Here is a 635-nt window from a genome sequence, read left to right as displayed (position 1 = left end):
CCGCCTGTTGATAGTTACTCGAAGCGATAACCAAGCCTGTTTTATCATGGACATAAATGGTATCGGCCAAACTTTGCTTCAGCCATTGTGCCAACAGTAAGTTCAGTTCTGTCGACGGTGCACCTTTCTCAACGGCTTCAAGCAAGCGTGGGTCATGGCTAAGCAAATTGGGAATTTGTTCAAACTTCGCCAGCTCGTAGTCGACTTCTTGTGAGACTTGAGCCGCTTGGCTTTTGAGCTTTTGTTGCCATTGATCGTGTTGATAGCGAGTTGCGTAGTGATGCGTAAGAGCAAGCCCTAAAATGCCGATAACAAACAACAGCAATAGAAAATGACGCAGGGCTTTGGGATTGAGTAAGTTCACAATTAGCTCACCGGAGTTTTTAATGCCATGTTATCAAAAGGTATTAAACGATGCTGTGAGCGGTAACGTTAACTAGGAATCGAACTGCATTTTAGAAGTAGTATTCCGTACCAATAAATACGTAACGGTTGTTTGCCAAGTAAGCGATTGGTTCGTTGTGTGACATAGCGGTCAGTTTATGCTCACTTGAGGTTAAATAGTCAATCTTGTCCCGTTAGAGAGCAAACGAAGCGAAGTTATTTTGGATGACTTCACGTTACTTCTCGTCGCT

Annotated in this window: 1 pseudogene; it reads right to left on the bottom strand. The window is 43.6% G+C overall.

What is annotated here, in order from left to right:
- Positions 1 to 364 (bottom strand): annotated as a pseudogene (locus tag R7R24_RS27860) (sensor histidine kinase); the annotation flags it as partial.
- Positions 365 to 635: the final 271 nt, after the last annotated feature.

Source organism: Vibrio sp. 704 (genome assembly GCF_033339295.1).
Note: the sequence above shows the minus strand (reverse complement) of the source record. Positions and strands in the feature narration are given on the sequence as shown.